The 218-nt window shown below is 73.4% G+C and carries 1 protein-coding gene; it reads left to right on the forward strand.

Features of this window, described 5'->3' with window-relative positions; genetic code table 11:
- Positions 1–77 precede the first annotated feature (77 nt).
- Positions 78–218, forward strand: a 141-nt coding sequence (locus QWY28_RS24075; RefSeq protein ID WP_300955415.1) for a chemotaxis protein CheW, incomplete at its 3' end; no start/stop codon positions are given.

A 218-nucleotide genomic window follows, 5' to 3' on the forward strand; every position in this document is an offset into this window, starting at 1 on the left:
GCCGACCCAGGCTTCTACGACCACGCTCCCCTCGAGGCGGCGACCGAGCTGACGGAGGCGCTGTGAGCACCCGACTGGTGACCTTCACCCTCGACGAGCGCGTGTACGGCGTCGACGTCGCCGCCGTCCAGGAGGTCCTGCGCGGCCAGCCGCGCACCCGCATCCCGCTCGCGCCGACCAGCGTGGCCGGGCTGATCAACCTGCGGGGCCAGGTCCTC

Source organism: Nocardioides oceani, from assembly GCF_030412965.1.
Classification (GTDB): Bacteria; Actinomycetota; Actinomycetes; order Propionibacteriales; family Nocardioidaceae; genus Nocardioides; species Nocardioides oceani.